Annotated in this window: 16 protein-coding genes; 6 read left to right on the forward strand and 10 right to left on the reverse strand. The window is 60.8% G+C overall.

Translation table 11 applies throughout. The features are described 5' to 3' along the window. Window positions 1-31: 31 nt before the first annotated feature. Entirely contained in the window at window positions 32-298 is a 267-nt protein-coding gene (locus tag ACK509_RS04930; protein ID WP_410765379.1) for a hypothetical protein, read from the reverse strand. Window positions 299-534: 236 nt separating this feature from the next. Between ACK509_RS04930 and aglD the strand changes: the two genes are divergently transcribed. Then, a complete protein-coding gene (aglD, locus tag ACK509_RS04935) occupies window positions 535-2,412 on the forward strand; it encodes a flippase domain-containing glycosyltransferase AglD (protein ID WP_410765380.1) in 1,878 nt (625 codons plus the stop codon). On the opposite strand, the gene yjjX is transcribed toward aglD, so the two are convergent. Both yjjX and ACK509_RS04945 read right to left on the reverse strand, forming a co-directional pair. After that, complete coding sequence (yjjX, locus tag ACK509_RS04940; protein ID WP_410766252.1) at window positions 2,409-2,927, reverse strand: inosine/xanthosine triphosphatase; 519 nt, start codon at window positions 2,925-2,927, stop codon at window positions 2,409-2,411. The genes aglD and yjjX overlap by 4 nt on opposite strands. A 20-nt stretch (window positions 2,928-2,947) precedes the next feature. Then, on the reverse strand, window positions 2,948-3,733 hold the full coding sequence (locus ACK509_RS04945; protein WP_410765381.1) for a cobalamin-binding protein: 786 nt from the start codon (window positions 3,731-3,733) through the stop codon (window positions 2,948-2,950). A 227-nt stretch (window positions 3,734-3,960) separates the two neighbouring features. On the opposite strand from ACK509_RS04945, the gene ACK509_RS04950 reads away from it, so the two are divergent. From ACK509_RS04950 to ACK509_RS04965, 4 genes are all read left to right on the forward strand, one after another. Further along, entirely contained in the window at window positions 3,961-4,962 is a 1,002-nt protein-coding gene (locus tag ACK509_RS04950) for a transcription initiation factor IIB (protein ID WP_410765382.1), read from the forward strand. 141 nt (window positions 4,963-5,103) lie between these two features. Beyond that, complete coding sequence (locus ACK509_RS04955; RefSeq protein ID WP_410765383.1) at window positions 5,104-6,201, forward strand: DNA-methyltransferase; 1,098 nt, start codon at window positions 5,104-5,106, stop codon at window positions 6,199-6,201. Window positions 6,202-6,278: 77 nt separating this feature from the next. Further along, window positions 6,279-6,974, forward strand: coding sequence for a type I 3-dehydroquinate dehydratase (locus ACK509_RS04960; RefSeq protein ID WP_410765384.1), 696 nt, complete (start codon window positions 6,279-6,281; stop codon window positions 6,972-6,974). A 27-nt stretch (window positions 6,975-7,001) separates the two neighbouring features. Further along, a complete protein-coding gene (locus ACK509_RS04965; RefSeq protein WP_410765385.1) occupies window positions 7,002-7,397 on the forward strand; it encodes a zinc ribbon domain-containing protein in 396 nt (131 codons plus the stop codon). Here the strand turns inward: ACK509_RS04965 and ACK509_RS04970 are convergent, their stop codons facing one another. Beyond that, window positions 7,398-8,573, reverse strand: a complete 1,176-nt coding sequence (locus tag ACK509_RS04970; protein ID WP_410765386.1) for a 3-dehydroquinate synthase II — start codon at window positions 8,571-8,573, stop codon at window positions 7,398-7,400. 531 nt (window positions 8,574-9,104) lie between these two features. Here ACK509_RS04970 and ACK509_RS04975 point away from each other — a divergent pair. Beyond that, window positions 9,105-9,611 carry a hypothetical protein gene (locus tag ACK509_RS04975; protein WP_410765387.1) on the forward strand — a complete coding sequence of 169 codons (507 nt, stop codon included), beginning with the start codon at window positions 9,105-9,107 and terminating at the stop codon, window positions 9,609-9,611. 140 nt (window positions 9,612-9,751) lie between these two features. On the opposite strand, the gene ACK509_RS04980 is transcribed toward ACK509_RS04975, so the two are convergent. The 6 genes from ACK509_RS04980 to trpC form a co-directional block, all read right to left on the reverse strand. Continuing rightward, window positions 9,752-10,099, reverse strand: a complete 348-nt coding sequence (locus ACK509_RS04980) for a hypothetical protein (protein ID WP_410765388.1) — start codon at window positions 10,097-10,099, stop codon at window positions 9,752-9,754. A 152-nt stretch (window positions 10,100-10,251) separates the two neighbouring features. Beyond that, the gene (locus ACK509_RS04985; protein WP_410765389.1) at window positions 10,252-11,091 is read right to left on the reverse strand and encodes an ABC transporter permease subunit; all 840 of its coding nucleotides are present in this window, start codon (window positions 11,089-11,091) and stop codon (window positions 10,252-10,254) included. 133 nt (window positions 11,092-11,224) lie between these two features. Beyond that, window positions 11,225-12,025, reverse strand: coding sequence for a 2-amino-3,7-dideoxy-D-threo-hept-6-ulosonate synthase (locus ACK509_RS04990; protein WP_410765390.1), 801 nt, complete (start codon window positions 12,023-12,025; stop codon window positions 11,225-11,227). A 24-nt stretch (window positions 12,026-12,049) separates the two neighbouring features. Further along, window positions 12,050-12,883, reverse strand: a complete 834-nt coding sequence (gene trpA / locus ACK509_RS04995) for a tryptophan synthase subunit alpha (protein WP_410765391.1) — start codon at window positions 12,881-12,883, stop codon at window positions 12,050-12,052. Further along, complete coding sequence (trpB, locus tag ACK509_RS05000) at window positions 12,883-14,154, reverse strand: tryptophan synthase subunit beta (protein ID WP_410765392.1); 1,272 nt, start codon at window positions 14,152-14,154, stop codon at window positions 12,883-12,885. The genes trpA and trpB overlap by 1 nt, the downstream gene beginning before the upstream one ends. After that, window positions 14,151-14,909 (reverse strand): indole-3-glycerol phosphate synthase, encoded by a 759-nt coding sequence (trpC, locus tag ACK509_RS05005; protein WP_410765393.1) that lies wholly within the window; start codon window positions 14,907-14,909, stop codon window positions 14,151-14,153. The genes trpB and trpC overlap by 4 nt, the downstream gene beginning before the upstream one ends. Window positions 14,910-14,912 lie beyond the last annotated feature (3 nt).

A 14,912-nucleotide genomic window follows, 5' to 3' on the forward strand; every position in this document is an offset into this window, starting at 1 on the left:
AGGGGCCTGCGTCAGCGGGGTAGGAGACCGATTACGCGGTGACTTTCCACGTCGTACCCGAGGAGTAGCCCCACTTCTCGACGGAGATGTCGAAGTTCCCTTCCAAGATTGCACGCATGTTCGCGCCGACTTCCTTCGCCGAGAGGCCGAGATCGTCGGCGATGAGGCGCGATTTGAAGTACATCTGGTCGTCGGCGTTCTGGCGAAGGTAGCCGAGAATCCGGCGTTGTTTGTCCGAGAGGTCGTCTTCTGCTGCGAGGGAATCCGCAGTCGCCATCGTCGTCGTTGTCGTACTCATACCTACACACAAGTCGTAGGTGCCTATGAGGGGTTTGGTACAGGAGCTTAACACGCCGTTGTCATGCGATTATCGAGCTTCGGGCGGGAGCGAAGGCGGCCTCGTGGTTCGCCGCAGGTACAGTCGCCTAACAACACCCTAAACGAGACACTCAAAACGACTGACGAGTCGCCTCCGGGGAGTCTCCGGGAGATAATACAGAAAATTCATACGCAGAAAGAGGCCATAAGATGACAATGGAACGCCCGATAGCAGGGCGACCGGCCGCCACCTCCTCGGCCGGCGTCGAAGTGAGTGTCGTCCTCCCCGCGTACAACGAGGAACGGACTATCGAGAATACAGTCCGGGTGACGCTCGAAACACTCGAATCATTCCTCCCAGCGGACGCCTTCGAGGTCATTATCGCCGAAGACGGATGCGACGACCGCACCCCCGAAATCGCCGACGAGATGGCCGCCGAAGACAGTCGCGTTCGACACTTCCACAGTGACAAGCGTCTGGGTCGCGGCGGCGCGTTAGAACACGCGTTCGAGGCCGCCGACGGCGAGACGCTCGTCTACTTCGATACGGACCTCGCGACGGATATGCGACACCTCGAAGAACTCGTCGAGCGCGTTCGCTCCGGTGAGTACGACATCGCCACTGGGTCGCGGTGGATGCCCGAGAACGTCGCTCGACGACCCGCAGAACGCGGCGTTCCGAGTCGCGTCTACAACGGACTCGTTCGCTTCTTCCTCCGGTCGAATCTCCGCGACCACCAGTGCGGGTTCAAGGCATTCAGCCGTGAGGCGTTCGAAACCCTCCGGTACGACGTCGAAGACAACCACTGGTTCTGGGATACGGAGATGCTCGTTCGCGGCCAACGCTCTGGGTTCAAAATTAGCGAATTTTCTGTCGATTGGGAACCGAAAGGCGACACCAAAGTCGACCTCGTGCGCGACGTGCTTGGAATGGGCAGTCAGATTCTCCGCACGTGGTGGCAGTTGTCCGTCCGCCCACGCATCACGCGCCGGGTGACGATGGTCGCCGGGTTGCTCTTGACCGTCTTCGCGCTCGCGCTGATGACGCTCTATATCGACCCCTCGGAAGTCCTCGCGGTGCTGGGACAGACAGACCCCACGCTCGTCGCTGTCGCCGCTGGCATCTACGTCCTCTCGTGGCCGCTTCGCGGACTCCGTTACCGCGACATCCTCGCAGAACTCGGGTATCACGAGAAGACTGGCTTTCTGACTGGGACGATATTTATCAGTCAAACCGGGAACCTCGTCTTCCCCGCCCGGGCGGGTGACGCGGTTCGGGCCTACATCGTCAAAGCACGCCGCGGGATTCCCTATCCGTCGGGCTTCGCGTCGCTCGCCGTCGAGCGCGTCTTCGACTTGCTCACTATCGCCGGGATGGCGGGTGTCGTCCTCGTCGGCCTCGCCGCGACGGGCGGGCTAAGCGACATCGCAACCGTACTCGCAACTGGCGTGAGCGGTGGCGACATCTCGGTCTCACCTGAAGACGTTCGCACGGTCGCCTACGTCGCCGCGGGCGTCGGTCTCGTCGCTATCGCTGGCGTACTCGGTATCGCGCTGTCCGCGCGTACCGACGGGAACGTCATTCGGAAAGTCGTTGGGCAGTTCTCTTCTGACTCGTACGTCGAGTACGTCGTCGATATCATCGAACAGTTCGTCTCCGACCTACAGGCAGTCGCAGGCAACCGTGCCGCATTCGGTCGCGTCGGCACGACGAGTGTTGCGATTTGGTCGCTCGACGTCGTCACCGCGGTCATCGTCTTGCTCGCACTCGGCGTCGAGATGAACCCGGTCGTTCTCGTTGGGGTGTCGTTCTTCGCGGTGAGCGTCGGAAACCTCGCCAAAGTCCTCCCGCTGTCGCCGGGCGGAATCGGTCTCTACGAAATCGCATTTACGGTATTCATGGCCGCACTCGCCCCCATTTCGCCCGCGATGGCACTCGCGGCGGCAGTCTTAGACCACGCCGTCAAGAACGCAGTGACGGTTATCGGCGGTATCGCGTCGATGCTGCTGCTCAACGTCTCGCTCACGACGGCAGTCGAAGAGAGCGCGGACATCACCGACCGCGAGCGTGAACTCGCGGAATCAGATACCTAATAGAGGTCACAGCGGAACGGCGCGAGCGCCGCCGTCACCGCCGATTCGAGCGCACCAGTTCGGGTGAGTCGTCCCCCCGTGAACGCGCCTGCCGCACCCTCTTTTTTCGCAATATCGTTCGTTCCGAGTACGTCGTCCATCACTGGACCCAGTTCCTCACCAGCGTGGATTCGTTCGGCGATGCGGTCGGGGAGTACGAGACTCGGCCCTGCGCCCCGTCCGTAGCGCTCGCCGTCGGTCACGGCGGCCCACATGACGAGATAGAGGTCGGAGTCGTCGCCCACTCCGTTCGGGAACGGGGCGACCCCGCCTTCGACGCCGACGCCGAGGTCGAACTCGCCGGATGCGCGCGCTCGCTCTGCGCGTGTGACCGCCCCGGAAATCGTCTCGTCGTGTCCGAATGGTTGCTCGGAGACGCCCGAATCGACCACGACGGCGACGACCTGTGCATCCGGGCAGGTTCGTTCGACTGCGCGGCGCTTGACCGGGTTCCCACTGCCGACTGCAATGTCCATACCTGAATCGCTCGCTCGGCTCATATCGCTTCGTCGGATTTGGTTGCGGCCCACGGTGCCGGGTGATCGGCGTTGGGATGGAATAACCGCGCGAGGTGGTCGATACCCGAGATGAGCGCCGGGCTCGGCTGATTGAGCAGTGAGTCGTCGATGGCGTGAACCGATGCACCGAGGTTCCACCCCCGCGCGTCGAACTCGTCGATATCGCCACGCTCGCCTTTCCCGCACGGATGGAGGACGACGTGGTCCGGGTTGGCATCGACGACTGTTTCGGTGGCAATCTCACGAGAGCGGACCCCGGCGTCGAGAAACGGATACGACCCACCCGCGGCGCGAACCACGTCGGGAACCCAGTTCCCAGCGACCATCGGCGGGTTGGCCCACTCTTCACAGTAGACGGTCGGTCGCGGGCGGTCTGCAAGCGCGACACGGAGTTCCGAAAGGTGGTCACGACAGGACGAGACGAGCTCCTCGCCCGCATCTCGTGCCGCGGCAGCAGCACACACTCCGACGAACGAGTCGAACACGTCGTCGAGCGTCGCGGGCGCGACGTGGGCGACACTGTATCCGCGCTCTCGGAGTTCTGCTACGATATCCGCTTGCAGGTCGTCGCAGGTACACACGACGTCTGGGTCGAGCGCGGCGATGCGGTCGAAATCTGGGTTCAACCAGCCCCCGACGACTGGGCTATCGAGCGAGCAGTGGGCAGTGACCCCGACGAGTTTGGAGTCGAGCCCTGCCGAATCGAGAATCGCCGTCGCACTCGGGGCGAGCGAAACCACCCGTGAGACGTCCGTCTCGTTCATAGTTCGACCACAGGTTGCCACAAAAAATAGCTATCGCGCACTGTGAATTGTCACGTTCGTTTATTTTCTTCGAGCGGGCCATGTGAGTGTTTCACACCGCTGAAACGCCAAATCCCGACGGCGATACCAAACCATTTATGCGTTCGTCTGCGGTCGTTCGTGTTACGGACAGCTACCGGGCTTCTAGCCTCGTATACACATCTCCCGGAGCACCCGCCGTCGTAGCCATGAGCGAACGAATCTGGACCCGAAAACCTGGCGTATCGGACCGAAACCAAGAGCGAAATTCCCAAGAAGACGAAAATCAACAGGAATCCACCAAGGGTGACACCCTCAAGTGCCCCGAATGCGGTGGCCACGTCGTCACCGACGACGAACACGGTGAAACCGTGTGTAACGACTGTGGTCTCGTCGTTACCGCAGACTCCGTGGACCGCGGCCCGGAGTGGCGCGCCTTCGACGCCCGCGAGAAGGACGAGAAATCCCGCGTCGGTGCCCCCACGACCAACACGATGCACGACAAGGGACTTTCGACCAACATCGACTGGCGTGACCGCGACGCCTACGGGAACTCCCTCGGCGCTCGCCAGCGCCAGAAGATGCAGCGTCTTCGCAAGTGGAACGAGCGCTTCCGCACCCGCGACTCCAAAGAGCGCAACCTGAAGCAGGCACTCGGCGAAATCGACCGCATGGCCTCGGCACTCGGCCTTCCCGAGAACGTCCGCGAGACGGCGTCGGTTATCTACCGCCGTGCGCTCGACGACGACCTGCTCCCCGGTCGCTCCATCGAGGGTGTCGCAACCTCGTGTACCTACGCCGCCGCTCGAATGGCAGGCGTTCCCCGCTCGCTCGACGAGATTTCCGAAGTTTCGCGCGTCGAGAAGAGCGAAGTCGCTCGCACCTACCGCTACATCGCCCGCGAACTCTCGCTCGAAGTCAAGCCCGCCGACCCCGAGCAGTACGTTCCCCGATTCGCATCCGAACTCGGCCTCTCCGACGAGTCGAAGATGCGCGCACGCCAGCTCCTGAAGAACGCGAAGGAAAAGGGTGTCCACTCCGGTAAGTCGCCGGTCGGCCTCGCCGCTGCGGCCGTCTACGCTGCCGCGCTGCTCACCAACGAGAAGACGACGCAGGCCGCCGTCAGCGACGTTGCAGACATCTCCGAAGTGACGATTCGCAACCGCTACCACGAATTGCTCGAAGCCGAAGACAACCTCGGCCTCATCTAACTGTCAACAACTCGCGACGGCATCAGCACTGTCGATAGTTTGTTTTTCGTCCCCGTGATGTCGCCCAGGTACACTGTTTTTGAGCGACAGCACTCTGTTTCGAGGGGAAGTGTTTTGTCGTCAGCACAACAATTTACGCTGATGCGAACAACCCACGCCCTGCACGTCGGCGACGCTGCGGATACTTCTCTCGCCGACCAGAGCGTGGACCTGGTCGTCACCTCACCACCGTATCCGATGATCGAGATGTGGGACGACCTCTTTTCTGCGCGCGACGACACAGTCGCCGACGCACTCGACGAGGGGGACGGCGAGGCCGCCTTCGAGGCGATGCACGCCCAACTCGATGCGGTGTGGGACGAGGTCGCCCGCGTCCTTCGACCCGGCGGAATCGTGTGTATCAACGTCGGCGATGCCACCCGAAGTCTCGGCGGGTCGTTTCGCCAGTACCCGAATCACGCTCGCGTCCTCAGCGCCCTGACCGAACGCGGCCTCAACCCGCTTCCGGACATCATCTGGCGAAAGCCAACGAATAGCCGAACCAAATTCATGGGGTCGGGGACGCTGCCGCCGAACGCCTACGTCACACTCGAACACGAGTACGTCCTCATCCTCCGGAAGGGACTCCCGCGTTCGTTCCCACCGGGCGACGAATCCCGATACGAGAGTGCAATCTTCTGGGAGGAGCGAAACCAGTGGTTCTCGGACCTCTGGGAGTTCACCGGTACTGCACAACGACTCGAATCGGAGTCTCGAACTCGGTCTGCGGCGTTCCCTATCGAACTCCCACTTCGATTAATTCGGATGTACTCGGTCTACGGCGACACCGTGTTGGACCCCTTCCTCGGCACTGGAACGACGACGATTGCCGCGATACTCGCCGGACGCAACTCCGTCGGCTACGAACTCGAATCGAGTCTCGTCGAGGCGTTCGGCGAGCGATTGACGGATATCTCTGCGCGGTCTGAGCGCGAAGTCAGTCAGCGACTCGCCGACCATCGAAGGTTTTCGACGAACCGGGCGACTCGACCGGGATACGACGCCGACACCTACGATTTCCGCGTCGTCACCAAACAGGAACAACAGATTCAGCTGTACCGGGTCGCGTCCGTTTCGGGCGACGAAGGGGAGCAAACGGCTACCTACACCGTCGAACACACGCCGGTCACGTCACTTCCCAACTCACAAGACCCGATGCCCAGCGACAACGCCGATGCGACAAGTGACGACGACGACTGACCCGGGTCCAGACTTCTCTCGGTGGCGGAATTCGCAACCACGGACACGCCTTTAGTGATGGCTTTCTCATCTCAGGTATGGACCTCTCGTTCGACTCGTTCGTACTGACCGCGAGTACGGCCGACCTCGCCGACGAGCCTGCCGCCCGCGACACCGCCGACGCACTCGAATTTCGGATGGACCTCGCGACGGATGCACTCGATGCACTCGATGCCTACGAGGGCGCACTTCCAATTCTCGCGACCAATCGCGCCGAGTGGGAAGGCGGCGAGTCGATCGAGAGTGAGCGCGACCGTCTGGCGGCGCTCGTCGCGGCCGCCGACCACGACGCCGTCGCAGCAATCGATATCGAACTGGCGACGCTGAAAACCGACCTCGGTGCAGAAGTCGCCGACCGAGTACGAGAGCGAGACGCGACCGTGGTCGCGTCGATCCACGACTTCGAGCGAACACCAGCGCGGTCCGAACTGACCCGCCTCCTCCGCGAGGCCGCACACCACGGTGACGTTGGCAAGCTCGCCGTCACCGCACAGACGAAGCACGACGCGCTGAAACTGCTGGAAGTGACAGAACGTGCGACGACGTGGGGCGACCGCGTGGCCACGATTGCGATGGGCGAACCGGGGAGGCATACGCGCGCCGTCGCTCCAGTGTACGGGTCTAAAATCGGCTACGCGCCCGTGAACCCGAAAGATGCGACAGCACCCGGACAGTACGACCTCGAAACGCTCCGGTCACTCGTCAGGGGTTTATCCAGTAATCCGGACGTTTAAGCACACTGGCCGTGACCGGGTTGAACAATGGCTGATGCTCGCCGTCGTGCACTCGTCGCGGCCCTCGTTGGCGTCCTCGGGGCATCCCTCGGAATCGCTGGTGCAGGGCACGTCTATCTCCGCGAGTGGCGACGCGCAATCGCGTGGTTTAGTTTCGTCGTGGGGGTTGGACTCGTCCTCCTCTCGACGTTTGCGACACCGACCCCTTCGTCGTTCGATTCGCTCCCTCCAGAGGTGACCGTCCCCGTCATCGTCTTGCTATTTCTCAGCGCACTCGACGCCTACCGGATTGCCTTCTATCGCGCACGCCAACGCGCTGACGGAGCAGTAGCCTGTCCTGCGTGTGGCGGTGGTCTCGACTACGAACTCGACTTCTGTCCGTGGTGTGCCACTGAAATCGAGTGGCAGTACGAAGAGTACTAGTTACTTTTCGATGATGCTCTCTTCGACGGCCTCGCCGAAGTGTCGAGCCGTGTCTTCGTAGTACATCAGCACTTCGTCACCGGCTTCGAGGTCGGTGACGGCGGTTCGACCCTCTTTCGTGTGGACTTTGATGGTCTCTGCGTTCTGGAGGAGCGTGGCGACTCGGTCGCCCTCGTAGTCGGCGACGACGCGAAACATCGGGCGCTTCTCGATTTTGACGCGCCCGACGATGGCTTCGCGCGTGCGTCCGTTCGTATCCACGACTTGCACTTCGTCGCCGCTCTGGAGTTCCGAGAGATACGTGGTCTTTCCATCCGGCGTGCGCGCGTACGCGTGGACCGCACCCGCATTGACTCTAAACGGTCGAGAGGCGACGTACGGTGACTCCGCCGTCTCGGCGTGGACGAAAAAGAGGCCACGAGACATCGACCCGACGAGCATGCCTTCGTCGTGTTCCATGAGCGTGCCCGTATCCACACAGACGCGGTCGGCCATGCCGGTGCGTTCGACTTCCTGAACCTCGGCGTACACGAGGTTGAGCGACTCGCGTTCGGCCTCGTCGCGCATCTCGACGGTTTTCCGAATCTCGTCGGGGTCGTCGCTGTCGAGGAGGACGCCATCGGCACCGATTTCGAGCGTCTCGAATGCCGCTTTCGCTTCGTCGGCGCTCGTGACACCCGCGATGAGGTCGGTCTCGTCGCCGATGCGAGCGATGAGATTTTCGAGCGGGATGATAGTCCAATCTTCACCGACGACGATGGTGTAGTCGCCGTCTTGGGCGGCCTTCTCGGCGAGCGACTCGTACTCCTTGCTCAGAATTCGGACGTACGAGCCGTTCGCGCGCGAGTCGTTTCGGCGAAGGGTGGTTAAATCGGCAGAACCAGAGAAATCCGAAGGGAGTTCGACCGTGCCGTCGCCTTCGCCGTCTTTGCCGACGATGTAGGCATCAGCGACCGCACCGGACGAGTCGTCATCTTCGGCTTCCATGACGTGGACATCGACGTCGGTGCTGAACGCGGCGACCTTTACGTCACCGAGTTCACGGACGTTTTCGATATCGCTCTCGTCGACGAGGACCCAATCGACACCTGCTTCGAGACCTGCGGTGATGCGGTGCTTCCGCGTCTCCCAGTCTCCGACCGTGTCATCGGCCTTGAGCCAGACGCTTCGTGTCATTATCGGTTCCACTCGGTCGTACTGCTTGAACGTGGCGGATGAATCAACTGACGGCGTGGTGATTTTGGACACGCTCCGGTTTTCGCCGAGGGTGCAATTCTATATCGCATAATAGGGTTTATGACCCCCATTTCGAACAAATCGTGCGAACACAGAATAATCCGGGGAGAGCGCTCCATTCGTAGAAATTCAGCAAATTAGAGTGTTCGAACAGTCGAATCGGCTGTTCTGGGTCGTCGTCACTGCTTTCGGCGCAATTCGGCGGATTCATTCGTCTCGTTTCCAGTCGCCAGTGACTGATTCGAACTGTCATCAGTGGTCAGCCTCCTGCAACCAGAATCATACTCAAGGATGCACACGGTTCCAGGCACCCCTGTTTCACCCACCTGAACCCCCCGGAGTGAGGCAATGAGAATGGGTGTCTAAATGGCACTTCGAACGGCCATCTTAGCGACCGCATATTCTGTATCGCACTCAACGATTGGGGACTCGCAGTCAATTTTCAAGTACTACGTGGAGAAATGACAACCAATGGACAAACTACAGGAACCCGAACAGCTACGCCAACGGGATGAAATTGAGTTCCACGACGAGACCCACACCATCGGCGCGGACGAGTTCGACGAGTACGAAGCATTGGATAGTCACGCTGTCGTCGGCCTCGTAAACGACCGCGGTGAAGTACTCCTGCAAAATGACGGGTCACACGGCTGGACCCTTCCTGCATTTCGAGTTTCTGCTGGTGACGACTGGGTATCGGTTGCGCAACGTGGTGTCGAGTCGATAACTGGCGTTGTCGTCGAACTCGAATACCCAGAACTCGTTCGGCGCGTCGCGTTTCGCACAACGAACGAGCAAACAACGATGTACACCGTCGTCTTTCGAGCATCCCCTGTGGAGGGGCGACCAGTTGCAGATGAACATGGAGAAAGTAGCACAGCGCTCAGCGTCCAGTGGTCTGAGAGCGTTCCACCAGAGCAAGACGGCCCCGTTGCGGCCGATATTCAGCGATTCATCGACGGAGAACGGGATTTCTGAAATTGCCTGAAACGCCCGATAGTGGCGTCTTTGCCTAGGGCATAAATCGCATGGTGCGATATAAAATGGTCTCGCTGGCCGAAATTGAGTGCTGACCGCTTGGTGCGAAGAGAGCATGGCTCGTACATCAGAAAAATCGTCTAACGTGGGCTCATGAACGAATGCCGGAGTTGACCGAGGAGGAACGCGACGATGCCGAACGCGACGAATCCACCAGCAAAGGCGAGGAAGATGAGCCACGTCGGAGAGTCAGTGCTGGGTGGAAAGACGAGGTGGTACCCGAGTAGGTACACGAAGAGTCCAGCGACCGGACCGAGTGCGATGAGGATGGCGGAATCGATGCTGTGGCCTCGTGTCGAGAGATAGAAGGCACTCGCACAGACTGCGATGACGACTCCACCCATCACAAACGCTGGGGCGTCTCCGAGTGACCGACCAGCGGTTTCGAGGAGGAACCGTTCAATCCCGAACGTGGCGAGCGTTACCACCCCCAAGAGTGCTGAAATCCAAGGAAAGGAAATCCGCGAGCGCTCGTCTGTGCTCGTGTGACTGTTCAGCGCGGTCATGACAAGTAATTATCATTCTGGAGGTGATAAATCGCTTGTAGGCAAGAACTTACCAACGCCTGCGTGGCGCTGTCCTACTCGATATCCATCCGCGTGAACCGGACGTATCCGAACGTGAGTGGAATCACGGCCCACAGCGCAAGGATGACAAAGCCAACCCAGTCCTGTAGAGAGAACAGGTCCGGTGCGGGATAGAACGTGATCTCCTTGTACTCGGGGATGGGCACCCGTGCGGCGTGCATGAACGCCGTCGAGGGGTTGAGCATTCCAACGAGCCACATCCATGGCGGGAGTCCGCCTTCCGGGGGTTCCGGTCCCCAGACGATGAGCTGAATCACGTACATCAAGAGGTCCCACCCGAGGATGAACAGCGAGTACAAAATGCCCGCGCCGACGAACGCCTCGACTTTGGTTTTCACCGCCGCCGAGAACCCGAGTGCGAGTGCGGCGTAGACACCTGCATAGAGCATCGTCATCAACGTGTAGAGGACGAAAATAGCGAGGTTGAACGAGTCGAACGTCGCCAGCGCGATGAGTGCGATGACACCGTAGCCAACCGCAATCGAGACGCCGATAACGCAGATTCGACCGAGGAGTTTGCCGAACACGACTTCGGCTCTCGAATGCGGGAGCGCAAGCAAGAGTCGAATCGTGCCGCTGTCGCGCTCGCCCACGATCGTATCGTAACCGACAGCGAGGCTAATTAGCGGGATGAAAATCACCGCTGGCTGTCGCATGCTGTTCAAGAGCGCGAGCGTACTCGGTTCCACGGGGCTATCCTGAGACGAGAGCGGAATCCACTGGAGCGACGCGAGCCATATAGCGAAGAGCGTGAACAGTGCAATCAGCAGATACAGCGTGTAGGACCGCACCGAGTCGCGGAAATCCTTCTTCATCACCGCCTGGAGGGACATATCCCCAGATTAAATGGCTGATAGATTATGTTTCCTGGTTGAAATTTCATTCTGTGAAATCACAAGCAACGCGACAGTTGGTCGAAAGCGACGACTGAACGAGACGAAGAAAGACAGGGACGAAAGAGAATGCCTAGACTTCGAGACTCAGGCCAGCGCGGTCGAGGGCGGTGTCAACGTCGGCGTCGTCGTGGATGACGGCGCTGACGGCGCGAGTAATTGCTTCGGGCTTGTCGTGTTGGAAGATAGAGCGTCCCATCGAGACGCCTGCTGCACCGGCGTCCATCGTTCCGCGAACCATCTCGACAGTCTCGCGGTCGGTGCCGCGACTGCCACCGGCGATAACGACCGGGAGGCGCGTGGCTTCGACCACTCGACTGAAGGATTTAGCATCGCCGCTGTAGGCCGTCTTCACGATGTCCGCACCGACTTCTTCGGCGAGGCGAACGGCGTGTGCGAGGCTCTCGGCGTCGTGTTCGTCGATACCGGGGCCGCGGGCGTAGGACATGGCGAGAACGGGGACGCCGAAATCGGCGGCGCGAGAACAGACTTCAGAGAGTTGGGTCATCTGGTCGGGTTCGTACTGTGACCCGACGTTGATGTGGAAAGAAACAGCGTCAGCGCCGACTCGGAGGGCGTCTTCGACAGTTGCAGTCATTCGTTTATCGGCTTCGTCCGGGCCGATGACCGTCGAGCCATTGACGTGGACGATGTATCCTTTGCCGTTTTTGTTCGGGTGGACGCGCGGGGCGATTCCTTTGTGTGTGAGGACGGCATCAGCGCCGCCGCGTGTGATGCCGTCGATGGTGGATTCGATGTCTACGAGGCCCTTGACCGGGCCAAGTGTTACGCCGTGGTCCATGGGGACGATGAGGTATCGCCCTCCTGTGGAGATGCGTTCGAGTCGAGCGGAGATTCCTACGTCAGTGTTCATGTATGGTACTCAGTGTCAGGGTATTTATGTGCGTTCCGGATGCGGTGTTCGTTGCGAGGCACCTGTGGCAACGCCGTCAGCAAGTTCGTGGGCGAGCGTTTCGAGGCGGTCAGCGACGACCTCGGGGTCGTCGTCGTTCTCGTGTCCTTCGGCAATTATGTCCACGAGCGCGCTCCCGACGATGATGCCGTCTGCACCACCGCGAACGATTCGAGCGGCGTGGTCTCCCGTGCTGATTCCGAATCCGACTGCCTTAGGCACGTCGTAGTCGGTCAGTCGCGCGAGCGTCGATTCGGTCTGGTCGGACACGTCTGCCTTCGCGCCCGTCGTGCCGAGTCGCGCTTGGACGTAGACGTAGCCAGAGACTTGCTGCATGATTCGGTCGAGCCGGTCGCCGGTCGTCGTCGGTGCGACGATGAAGACTAAATCGAGGCCGAACTCGTCGCAGGCCTCCCGAAGCGGGTCAGCCTCTTCGGCAGGCAGGTCGGGGACGACGAAGCCTTCGATGCCAACCTCGGCCGCCTTCTCGACGAATGGGCGCGGGCCAGGGTCATCTCCGTAGCGGTAGATGAGGTTGTAGTAGGTCATACAGACCAGCGGCACCGACACGTCGAGGTCCTCGACGAACTCGAAGAACCGCGTCGGCGTCATGCCGCCTTCGAGCGAACGGACGACTGCATTCTGAATCGTCGGCCCCTCGGCGATAGGTTCCGAAAATGGGAGGCCCAGTTCGATAACGTCTGCGCCGCCGCGTTCGAGTGCTTCGACGTATTTCAGTGAGGATTCGTAGTCCGGGTCGCCAGCGGCGAGGTACGGGATAAAGGCCGGACCGTCGGCGAATGCGTCTTCGAGAGACATCACAGTCCCCCCGTGAATTCGGTCATATCAGGTGCAATGTCGATATCGCGTTCGTAGGTCTCTTCGATGGCCGATTCGAGGTCTTTGTCGCCACGCCCGGAGACGTTGACGACGACGTACTCACCGAGTGCATCGCGTTCTGCTTGCGTGGCGTCCGAGTCAGGGCCGAGGACACGTTCGAGGTAGCCAAACGCGTGGGCGGTTTCGAGCGCGGGGATGATACCTTCTAACTGCGAGAGTCGGTGGAATGCTGTGAGCGCCTCGTCGTCGTCCACGTTGACGGCGGTGATTCGTCCGATGTCGTTCAGATACGCGAGTTCCGGGCCGACACCGGCGTAGTCGAGACCCGAGGAGATGGAGTGCGACTCCATAATCTGGCCGTCGCGGTCCTGAAGCAATTGCGTGCGCGCGCCGTGAAGCACGCCTTCGCTTCCGGTCGTCAGCGAGGCGGAGTTGGGCGCGACGCCCGCTTCTTCGTCCACATCGAGCGTCGAACCGCCCGCTTCGACGGCGAAGAGGCCGACCGATTCATCCTTAACAAACTCCGCGAACGCCCCCATCGTGTTCGACCCGCCACCAGCGCAGGCGAGCACGGAGTCTGGAAGTTGTCCAAACTTCTCTTGGGCTTGGGTTCGTGCCTCTTCCGAAATCACCGACTGGAAGTCACGAACCATGCTCGGGAAGGGGTGCGGGCCGACGACCGACCCGATGACGTAGTGGGTGTCCTCGACGTTGGTCGCCCAGTCGCGCATCGTCTCGGAGATGGCCTCTTTGAGCGTCCCACGGCCCACGGTCACGGCGTTCACGTCCGCACCGTTGAGTCGCATCCGAAAGACGTTGGGTCGCTGGCGATTGATGTCGCGCTCGCCCATGTAAATCTCACAGGGCATATCGAGGTGTGCGCAGGCCATCGCCGTCGCGGTCCCGTGCTGTCCTGCACCGGTCTCAGCGATGATGCGGTCTTTGCCCATGTACTTCGCAAGCAAGACCTGTCCGAGCGCGTTGTTGAGTTTGTGCGCGCCGCCGTGAACGAGGTCTTCGCGCTTCAGATAGACTTCACGCCCGTAGCGCTCGGAGAGTCGGTCCGCCCGCTGGAGGGGTGTTGGACGCCCACCGAAATCGCGGAGTCGCGCACGAAAGTCGTCCATGAAACCGTCCTCGTTTTCGAGGACGTATCGCTGGTACGCGTCGTTCAGTTCCTCGATAGCGGGCATGAGCGCCTCGGGAACGTACTGCCCGCCGAATTCTCCAAACTTGCCGTCTACACTCATAGTGAACTCAAATTCTGTGTGTTCTGTCGCACGTCGCCGTCCATTATCGCCGTCCCGACGAGGAGGGCATCGGCACCGGCCTCGCGCATTCGTCGCACGTCGTCTCGGGTCTTCACACCGCTCTCTGCGACGAGATGCACGTCGTCGGGAACCACCGGAGCGAGACTCTCGAACGTATCGAGGTCAACTTCCAACTTGCCGAGGTCGCGGTTGTTGATGCCGATGATTTTTGCATCTGTTTCGAGCGCCGCGTCGAGTTCCGCTTTCGTGTGGACTTCGACGAGTGGCTGAAAGCCGCGGTCTGTAGCCGCATCGACGAGGTCCGAGAGGTCGTCTTGCAAGAAGCGCGCGATGAGCAGAATCAAATCAGACTCGACCACGTCGAGTTGGGCCTCGTTCATGATGAAATCCTTGCGGAGGACGGGGACATCGACGGCGTCGCGGATGCGTTCGAGCGAGTCTGTCGAACCGCCGAAGTGTTCGGGTTCGGTGAGTACCGAGAGCGCAGTCGCCCCACCGGCAACCATCTCGCGCGCGAGTTCGACCGGGTCGTCTTCTCGAACGCCGTCGGTCGTCGGGCTCGTCGGCTTTACTTCCGCGATGAGTGGTACCCGACCGTCGGACTCGGTCGCCTCGATGGCCGCCGAAAACGACCGTGCATCGACCGCGAGACGGGACTCACCGCCGGGTCGCGCTCGCGCAGCCGAGAGTATCGACTGCACTTGTGGCGCTAATCCACCTTCTCTAGCGTTCATTGA

The sequence above is a fragment of the Haloferax sp. DFSO60 genome, from assembly GCF_046557615.1.
GTDB lineage: Archaea > Halobacteriota > Halobacteria > Halobacteriales > Haloferacaceae > Haloferax.